Raw genomic sequence first — 8733 nt, 5'->3', positions numbered from 1 at the left:
GACTAATTTTAATCAAGTCTTTACAATAGTGGCACTTATTTCTATCATTTTTGCAATTCTTTTTGCATGGGCTCTTATCCGTTCTATTACTCGTGCGATTACACAAAGTGTAACTTCTATCCGTGATGGCGCTATGCAGATTACATCAGCAAGCGATCAAGTTGCTTCATCATCTTCTTCTTTGGCTCAAGGTGCGAGTGAACAGGCTTCAAGCGTTGAGGAGGTAAGTGCAACTCTAGAAGAGAGTACGGCAATAAATACTCAAAACACAGACAATGCACGTCAAGCCGACATTTTGGCAAAAAATGCAAATGATTCGGCAAAAATAGGCTACCAAAAAGGCGAAGAGCTCTCTAAATCTATGCATGCTATTACAGAGTCTGCGGCTAAGATTTCAGGAATTATCAAAGCAATTGATCAAATTGCATTTCAAACAAACTTACTTGCGTTAAATGCGGCGGTTGAAGCGGCTCGTGCAGGTGAACATGGATTAGGTTTTGCGGTTGTTGCCGATGAAGTTAGAAATCTAGCACAAAGAGCTGCAGCTGCGGCAAAAGAGACTTCAGACATCATTGAAGAGGTAGTAGGACAGATTAAAGAAGGAAACGAAATTGCACGTGCAACACATACCTCTTTTGAAGAGATAGTAGAGCAGTCTAAAAAAGTCTCAGACCTAATCGGCGAAATCTCTATAGCAGGAAAAGAGCAAAGCGAAGGCATGGCTCAGATAAATCAGGCTATGGGACAAGTAGATCAGGTAACACAACAAGTTGCTGCCAACTCAGAAGAAGCTGCAGCTGCGGCTGAAGAGCTAAACGCACAAGCAACATCTATGATGGAGACTGTAAGAATTTTAGCACAAATGGTTGGAATGGAGTCTAATGCGCCTATGATGATTCAAAAAAAGAAGCCTATTAATCAAATGGCGATTAAAAAACCTGTGACGATGCAAAAAAATACAAGTGCACCTAAAAACAGTTCTTCAAGAAACAAAGCTGAAGAGATTTTTCCTCTGCATGAAGACGATCTTAAAGAATTCTAAATGGAATTCAACGGAGATATATTAACCATAGATATAGACATATCTATGGAGGAAGTTGAAGAATTTGAAGAGTTTGTTCGTCCTAGAATTGATTATATCGAGACAATCGAGGTAGAGGAGGATGGTGCTCTAAAAAGCAGTGCCCTTATCTCTTTGTTGGTGAGTTTAAAACGAGCTAAACCGGAACTAAAAATCCCTTTTTTAGAAAAAGGAGTGTTAGTTTCACAAAAATATGGAACCATTCATTGGATATGTCATGACTAAACAAGAACAGGTAAAAGCTATCTTTATCGAAGAAGCCGGTGAGATAATTGAAAAATTAGATATTGATATTATCCGCTTTGAAGAAAATTGTAGTGATTTTAACTTATTAAACGAGATTTTTCGTGGTGTTCATACGCTAAAAGGCAATGCCAATGCTTTTGGTTTTACCCGTCTTGGCGAGTTTGTTCACCATTTTGAAGATGTGCTTGACCATTACCGCAGTACGCAGGAGAGTATAGAAGAGTACAATTTAGAGCTTTTTGTAGGCAGCGTTGATGTCATCAAAGAGGTTATGAATTGTGAGCTTGATGCTATTGATACATTGCCTCAAAGCTATGATGGCTGTTTGGAGAAGATTAAAAATCTTATCTCTATAAAAAAGGGTATATCTGACTCTGGAGTCGAGCAAAAAGAGAGTGTCTCAGAACTAAAAAATTTGGCTATGGAGTTTGGCTTAAGCTGCGTAGAGCAGCAGCAAAACTCTATAGAGAAATCTATAAAAGAGGCTCAAGCTAAGCAGAGCGAAGGGTTGAGTCTTTATAAAATAGATTTAACGCTTGATACAGATTGTTATAAAAGAGGTTTTGACTATCTTCTATTTTTAAATATGCTTGCGCAAAAAGCCCTACTGCTAGAGAGTTTTCTCAACATGCAAGATGTTGTTGCGATAGATAGTTTTAAAAGCGCTGAAAATTATATAGGCAAAGTATCTGTTGTTGTTTTAACTCCTCACTCAAGAGGTGAAGTAGATGAGTTTTTTGAATTTTTGTTTGATTATGAGTATGAGATAAATCTAATCACTCCGCCTGTTGCAGAGATAATAAAAGCAGCAGTTAAACCATTAGCAAAGGCTGCTAAACTTGCCGATAGCAGTTCTATAAACTCCATGTCCTCAAAGTCAACTATCCGCATCGACACCTTTAAACTTGATGAGCTGTTTGATTCAGTAGGAGAACTTGTAATAGCACAAAATTTTATTGCTCAAAACGAAAAAATCAGATCTATAGACGATGAGTCGATAAACCGTACGATAGAGACGCTCTCAAAAATCACTAAAAGAATCCAAGATCGTGTAATGAGTCTTAGAATGGTTGCTATCAAAGATACTTTTGACAAGATGAGAAGAGTAGTACGAGACACTTCCAAAAAGACTCTCAAAGAGCTTAACCTTATCGTTCAAGGCGAAGATACGGAGATAGACAAAACTATGATAGACAGCCTATCTGATCCGCTGATTCATATTATCAGAAATGCGATAGATCACGGGCTGGAGTCTGATTCAAATGAGCGCATAAAAGCTGGAAAAAGCGCTGAGGGGTCAGTTACTCTAAAAGCTTTTCATAAAAGCGGAAACATCGTTATCAGCGTAAGCGATGACGGCAGAGGAATTAACAAAGAGAAAGTTTTGGCAAAGGCGATTGAGCGCGGTGTTATTAGCGGAGATGAAAATCTAAGCGACGCTCAGATATTTGCTCTTATCATGCAACCCGGTTTTTCAACAACAGAGAGCATTAGTGACCTCTCAGGTCGCGGTGTCGGTTTGGATGTGGTAAAAACATCAATCGAAAAACTTCGAGGAAAGATAGAAATTGACTCAAAAGAGGGAGAAGGAACTACATTTTCTATGATTCTTCCTCTTACACTTGCAATCATTGACGGAATGCTTGTGCGTACTGCAGATGAAATATATATTATCCCGACACTAAGCGTTGTAGAGTCGTTTCGTCCTGAGAAGGAGATTGTACACATCTTGAAAGAAAAAGGAGAGTTTGTCAGCTTAAGAGGACAATATATTCCTGTTATGAGACTAAGCGATGTATTTAATCTAGATGCTAAGCGTATTGAGCCATGGGAAGGGATTTTGGTTTGCGTGGAGACCGAGGGAGGACGAATAGCGATTTTAGTTGATGAGTTAGTAGGTCGTCAGCAGGTTGTTATAAAAACATTAGGTAAAGCATTGGCAATGTTAAAAGAGATTTCCGGCGGTGCGATTCTTGGAAACGGGGATATTGCACTTATTTTAAATGTTGACGAATTACGACCTTTGGTTGAAGCTGTTCATGTTTGATATTGAATTAAAACCCCAGGAGTTTAAACTTTTTCGTAATTATATTTATGAAAAAGTTGGTATTTCCCTCTCTGAGCAGAAAACTACGCTTGTAAAGGGAAGACTCAACAAACGATTAAATCAGTTGAATATAACCTCGTTTAAGGATTATTACGACTACCTTGTTGATGATAGAAGTGGGGAAGAACTTACTTTTTTTATGAGTGCCATATCTACAAATGTTACCTCTTTCTTTCGTGAGAGCGCTCAGTGGAGTTGGCTTGAGGGTTATGTGCCGCAGATGGTGGCAGCCAAGAGAGAGAAAAAACTAAGAATCTGGTCGGCTGGATGCTCTAGCGGAGAAGAGCCATATACGATTTTAATGTTTTTGCAAAAGCATCTACATGATTTTGATAGCTGGGATATTAAAATTTTGGCGACTGACATCTCTTCAAAAGTTCTCTCAAAAGCAATTTTGGGACATTACGAACAAAAACATGTAGAACAACTACCAAAAAGTATAGTTATAAAATCTTTTGAAAAAGTACATGAGCAAAACGTTCTAAAATATCAGATAAAGCCGTTTCTAAGAGAGAAAGTAACCTTTCGTTTATACAACCTGATAACAGATCCTTTCTTCATCAAAAATGAGTTTGACATGATTTTTTGCAGAAACGTTATGATCTATTTTGATGAAACAAATAGAAACAATCTTATTGGACGCTTTACTACTCTACTGCCAAAGGGAGCGCCTCTATTTTTAGGAAGTTCTGAATCTTTGACGGCGCACAAAAATAGCCTAAAACTTTTAGGTTCTTCAATTTATCTAAAAATATAAGGAGGATAAAATTTTGCAAAACAGAGCAGATAAAGAGAACATAAGCGATGAGTTAGCGTTTTTGAGCAAAAAAATCTTAGAGTTAAATAAACAACTCATTAATAGTGAAAAGGCAAAGTCAAAGTTTTTATCGCTTGTGGCAAATAAGTTAAATAACCCTATGACAGCTATTTTGGGGATACTACCTCATTTGAAAATTATAGATACAAAAGAAAACAGATTCTTCTTTGAGTTGATATACAAGGAGGTTTTAAATCTTGATTTTAAAATTCAAAATCTGATGATGGCATCTGAGATAGAGAGCGGAAATATTGATATTTCTTATGCTTTAGTAGATCCTATCGAGATTATAGAAGAAGCTATTGAGACTCTAAAGTATCTCATAAAAGAGAAAAATATTGAGCTAAAGGTAAATAGCAAAATCAAAAGAAAAGTTGTAACAGATCCAAAAAAAGTATATCTCATAGTTAAAAACATTATCTCAAACGGTTGCAGATACGGTTTTGAAGATAGCGTGCTTGAGATTAACTTAGACATAAAAGAGTCCATTTTTATCATCAAAGTAAAAAATCAAGGCTCTGCCCCTGAAGTAAAATATAAACCTGAAATATTTACCCGTTTTGCAAAAGATGCAAGCGGTAAGCATGGTTTGGGTATCGGACTTAGTGTCGTTCGTGAGATATGTGAAAGACTAGATGGAACAATAGAGTATGAAGCCGAGGGTGGATTTGTTACTTTTATAGTAAAGTTGCCCTTTGATGAAAATATGATAGATTCCGAAGCCTACGGGTCAAATGAGTTTTTATTTGACTCCTTTAATGATGCTATTGAGTTATAAATGATAGAGGGAAACTCAACTTTCATACATGTAGGTCAAATACATGTTGATGTTGCACCGGCTGCAATTTCAACTGTTTTAGGCTCCTGTGTGGCAGTTTGTCTTTATGATAAAAAATTAGGTATTGGCGGGATGAACCACTATCTGCTCCCTTTTTGGAACGGTAACTCCCTGCAATCTCCAAAATTTGGAAATATTGCTATTCCAAAATTGATAGAGAGTATGCTTGAGCATGGTGCCGGTATCAAAAATATGGAGGCAAAAATCTTCGGCGGTTCATCAATGAATATATCCTCATTATGCAACATGATGATAGGTGAAAAAAATATCTTGGTTGCAAGAGAGATTTTAAAAGAGTACAAAATTCCCATTGTTGCAGAGGATGTCGGTAGAGAAAACGGCAGAAAGATTCAATTTAATTTACAAAATTCTAAGGTGCTCTTAAAGTATACAATAAAGGCAACTGTATGATGCAAGGAGATAAAAATGGCTATTAGAGTGTTGATTGTAGATGATAGCGCTACTGCTCGTGCGGTTTTACGTGATATCTTAGAGTCGGATAGTTCTATTGAGGTCGTAGCAACCGCTTCTGATGCCTATGATGCAAGAGACAAGATTGTTGAACTTAGACCCGATGTTGTCTGCTTGGATGTTGAGATGCCCAGAATGGATGGAATTACTTTTTTAAAAAAGCTTATGCACCATATGCCACTACCTGTTGTGATGGTCTCCTCACTTACGCAAAGCGGAGCCAAAACTACACTCGAAGCACTTGAAGCTGGAGCGGTTGATTTTGTTCCAAAATTACACTCTCATATTTATGACTCTAAAGATGAGATGAAAGATGAACTTATCGCAAAGATAAAGATAGCTTCTAAAGTAAAAGTTTTTAAAAAAGAGCTAAAACAACAGATTCATGCTAACACTACATCTTTGGCTGAGACTACGAACAAGATTTTAGCAATCGGTGCATCAACTGGCGGTACAGAGGCACTTAAAGAGGTACTTATGGGGCTTCCTAGAAATGCGCCGGGAACTATCATCGTTCAGCATATGCCGGCAAATTTTACGGCTCCATTTGCCCAAAGATTAAACTCTATATGTGCTATGGAAGTAAGAGAAGCAAAAAATGGTGATAGCATAACTCCGGGCGTGGTTTTGATAGCCCCGGGAGACTATCACATAGTAGTAAGACGCTCTGGGGCAAGGTACTATGTAGAGATAGGAAGCGGTGAAAAAGTCTCAGGACATAGACCCTCAATTGACGTCTTGTTCAATTCAGTTGCAAAAATAGCGGGATCAAATGCAATCGGCGTAATACTTACGGGGATGGGAGCCGACGGGGCTAAAGGGTTACTTAGCATGAAAAATGCCGGAGCAAGAACAATCGGGCAAAATGAAGCAAGCTCTATTGTTTACGGTATGCCAAAAATTGCTCATGATATAGGGGCAGTTGAGAGACAAGTACCGTTAAACAAAGTGGCTAACGCCATACTTTCGTTTATATAATTCAAGAGACAAGGAAAATTGATGAGAATTTTTTTAGCAGAAGATAACGAAGACAACTATTTGATTGTAAAATCAAACCTAAAAAAAGTAGAAGAGCCTGTTGAATTACTGTGGGCGCAAGATGGCGAGATTGGCATTGAGATGCTTGAACATGAAGATGACATAGACCTCTTTTTAGTAGATATCGAGATGCCAAAAATCGGCGGTTTAGATCTTACTGTGTGGATTAGAGAACAACAAAGATTTGCAGATAAGCCTATTATTGCCGTTACTGCATCTGTTTTTGCGGAGATGAAAAAGATGTATCTTGAAAAAGGATTTAATTTTATTTTAGAAAAACCTTTTTCAAGAAAAGAGTTTCTTGAAATTTTACAAAAAGCGATGAATGTGTCATGAAAAAGCCACTTATTTTAATCATAGATGATAATTTTGACAGTCGTTTGGCGGTGCGCGCAGCACTTAGAAAACAAGAGTATATTTTTTTAGAAGCACAAGGCGCAAAAGAGGGCATTGGCATGGCAATAGAGCATAATCCTGATTTGATTATTATGGATATTATGATGCCAGAAATTGATGGTTATGAAGCTCTGCGCATAATCAAAGAGAGTGATAAAACAAAGCATATTCCCGTCTTGGTTGTTTCCGCTCTTAGTTCGATGAATGAGAAGATTGTCGCTTTAGAATACGGAGCTGATGGGATGCTTGTAAAACCGTTTGATAGAGTCCATTTAGCGGAGCAGATAGAAGCTTTGGTGGGGTTTTACAAAAATGGTTCAAATAGCAAAACAGAGATTATCGAACAAAAAGAGAGATTGGACAATGTTTTGCATAGACAAAGCAAAGAGCTTATACATTGCTACTATACAGATGCCCTAACAGGGCTTGCAAATCGAAACCAGCTCATTAGAGATATAGGCAATGAAAAAAATTTATCTCTAATTCTCATAGATATCGATGGTTTTAAGGATATCGTCTACTTTTACGGCCATGAAATAGGTGATTTGTGCCTTAGATCATTTACGCTAAAAATAAAACAGCTTTTAAAAGACGACAAATACAAACATTACAGAATTTCAGGTGATATATTTGCCATTTTAGTAAAAGAGTGCAAAGAGGCAGAAGAGCTTAATAATCTTATGAAGCAATTAGTAAACTTTTCATATGAGGGGCATGATATACACTTTAGATTTACAATCGGTGCTTCCATGTTTGATAATGAACTTTTAATTAGTGCAGAAAAAGCTCTTAAAACAGCAAAAGCAACAAATAAAGCTATGCTTCTATATGATGAAGATAGTCAAAAATTTAAGTCTTACGAACAGAATATATTTTGGATAAACAAAATTATTGAGGCAATATCATGTGGTAATATTGTTCCCTTTTATCAGCCCATAATTAACAATAAAACCAACAAGATAGAGAAGTATGAGTGTTTAGTACGCATAATTGAGAGAGACGGTACTATTCATACTCCGATAAAGTTTTTGGATATTTCCAAAAAATCCAAACATTATGCCGCTATTACAAAAAATGTGATAGAAAAATCGTTTAAAGAATTTGAAAATAGTGATTATCAATTCTCCATAAACCTTTCTGCTAAAGATATGGTAGATAGTGAAATGTCCGAATATATCTACAGCAAGCTCAAGAATTTTGGCGGATGTAACAGAGTTATTTTTGAGCTTTTAGAATCTGAAGGAGTTGAAAACTATAATACCGTTTATGCTTTTATTAGCAAGGTAAAAGAGTATGGCTGTCTGATTGCTATAGACGATTTTGGTTCTGGATACTCAAATTTTATACATCTTTTACGACTAAAAGTTGATATTATAAAAATTGATGGATCTCTAGTTAGAGATTTAGATAGCGATGAAAATGCGCAAATTATGGTTCAGACAATTGTTGATTTTGCAAAAAAGCTCGGCATCTTAACCGTTGCAGAGTTTGTGCATTCAGAGCCAATTAGCCGTATAGTCAAAGGTCTTGGAGTTGATTACTCTCAAGGGTATTTTATAGGGGAGCCGAGTGCTATGGTACTAAAAAATGAGCACCGACAGCAGAACAAGACTTTGCTTGAGGCAAGATAAGATGAAATTAAACTCCATAGTATTTAAAATGATGACGCCTTTGGTGATTGTTACAATTTTAGTCATAAGTGTTACTTTTTTTGTTACACATACATATCTAAAAAAGGT

Annotated in this window: 9 protein-coding genes; all 9 read left to right on the top strand. The window is 36.8% G+C overall.

Translation table 11 applies throughout. The features are described 5' to 3' along the window. Positions 1 to 1042, top strand: a 1042-nt coding sequence (locus M0Q17_RS09790; protein ID WP_295086377.1) for a methyl-accepting chemotaxis protein, incomplete at its 5' end; no start/stop codon positions are given. Continuing rightward, a complete protein-coding gene (locus tag M0Q17_RS09785) occupies positions 1043 to 1306 on the top strand; it encodes a hypothetical protein (protein ID WP_295086375.1) in 264 nt (87 codons plus the stop codon). After that, complete coding sequence (locus tag M0Q17_RS09780; RefSeq protein ID WP_295086373.1) at positions 1299 to 3374, top strand: chemotaxis protein CheA; 2076 nt, start codon at positions 1299 to 1301, stop codon at positions 3372 to 3374. The genes M0Q17_RS09785 and M0Q17_RS09780 overlap by 8 nt, the downstream gene beginning before the upstream one ends. After that, positions 3367 to 4191: a protein-glutamate O-methyltransferase CheR gene (locus M0Q17_RS09775; protein ID WP_295086371.1), complete on the top strand. Its 825-nt coding sequence runs from the start codon at positions 3367 to 3369 to the stop codon at positions 4189 to 4191. The genes M0Q17_RS09780 and M0Q17_RS09775 overlap by 8 nt, the downstream gene beginning before the upstream one ends. A 13-nt stretch (positions 4192 to 4204) precedes the next feature. Continuing rightward, on the top strand, positions 4205 to 5029 hold the full coding sequence (locus tag M0Q17_RS09770) for a HAMP domain-containing sensor histidine kinase (RefSeq protein ID WP_295086369.1): 825 nt from the start codon (positions 4205 to 4207) through the stop codon (positions 5027 to 5029). After that, positions 5030 to 5500 carry a chemotaxis protein CheD gene (locus tag M0Q17_RS09765; RefSeq protein ID WP_295086367.1) on the top strand — a complete coding sequence of 157 codons (471 nt, stop codon included), beginning with the start codon at positions 5030 to 5032 and terminating at the stop codon, positions 5498 to 5500. Positions 5501 to 5515: 15 nt separating this feature from the next. After that, positions 5516 to 6538, top strand: a complete 1023-nt coding sequence (locus M0Q17_RS09760) for a chemotaxis response regulator protein-glutamate methylesterase (RefSeq protein ID WP_295086365.1) — start codon at positions 5516 to 5518, stop codon at positions 6536 to 6538. Positions 6539 to 6559: 21 nt separating this feature from the next. After that, positions 6560 to 6934: a response regulator gene (locus tag M0Q17_RS09755; protein WP_295086363.1), complete on the top strand. Its 375-nt coding sequence runs from the start codon at positions 6560 to 6562 to the stop codon at positions 6932 to 6934. Next, positions 6931 to 8625 (top strand): EAL domain-containing protein, encoded by a 1695-nt coding sequence (locus tag M0Q17_RS09750; protein ID WP_295086361.1) that lies wholly within the window; start codon positions 6931 to 6933, stop codon positions 8623 to 8625. The genes M0Q17_RS09755 and M0Q17_RS09750 overlap by 4 nt, the downstream gene beginning before the upstream one ends. Positions 8626 to 8733: the final 108 nt, after the last annotated feature.

This window comes from Sulfurimonas sp., assembly GCF_023229105.1.
Classification (GTDB): domain Bacteria; phylum Campylobacterota; class Campylobacteria; order Campylobacterales; family Sulfurimonadaceae; genus Sulfurimonas.
This window is presented reverse-complemented; position numbering and strand designations above follow the sequence as displayed.

Bases quoted from the DNA above. Each gene is read 5' to 3' on its own strand.
- M0Q17_RS09785 (WP_295086375.1), top strand. From the start codon at position 1,043: ATGGAATTCAACGGAGATATATTAACCATAGATATAGACATATCTATG.
- M0Q17_RS09750 (WP_295086361.1), top strand. From the start codon at position 6,931: ATGAAAAAGCCACTTATTTTAATCATAGATGATAATTTTGACAGTCGT.
- M0Q17_RS09765 (WP_295086367.1), top strand. From the start codon at position 5,030: ATGATAGAGGGAAACTCAACTTTCATACATGTAGGTCAAATACATGTT.
- M0Q17_RS09760 (WP_295086365.1), top strand. From the start codon at position 5,516: ATGGCTATTAGAGTGTTGATTGTAGATGATAGCGCTACTGCTCGTGCG.
- M0Q17_RS09780 (WP_295086373.1), top strand. From the start codon at position 1,299: ATGACTAAACAAGAACAGGTAAAAGCTATCTTTATCGAAGAAGCCGGT.
- M0Q17_RS09755 (WP_295086363.1), top strand. From the start codon at position 6,560: ATGAGAATTTTTTTAGCAGAAGATAACGAAGACAACTATTTGATTGTA.
- M0Q17_RS09775 (WP_295086371.1), top strand. From the start codon at position 3,367: ATGTTTGATATTGAATTAAAACCCCAGGAGTTTAAACTTTTTCGTAAT.